General features: G+C 55.1%; 1 protein-coding gene. It reads right to left on the bottom strand.

From position 1 onward, the window contains the following. Nucleotides 1-274, bottom strand: a 274-nt coding sequence (locus AC0KVN_RS27635) for a hypothetical protein (RefSeq protein ID WP_483656845.1), incomplete at both ends; no start/stop codon positions are given.

Below are 274 nucleotides of genomic sequence, written 5' to 3' on the forward strand. Positions count from 1 at the left end.
GTCACGCGTCAATGCCAATTCCGACATAAGGTGATTGTCCGAAAACGTCTGGATAGCAACCGACAGCCGCGTCGAAAGAAAACTCAGGCTGTCGATCGGTAACTCACCGAAAAACCGTCCCTGCGTCGAACCGAGGACATCGGTTGCAGTTATCTTCAGCCAGCGCTCGTCTGCGCGAAGCGATCCGGGCCCTCTGCTCTTCAGGATATTGCAGGTCGATTTCTTGGCAACCCAGAAGCCCCGCATTTCATTCGGAATCTCATCAGCCGCGACG

The organism is Sphingobium sp. SG1, from assembly GCF_057063145.1.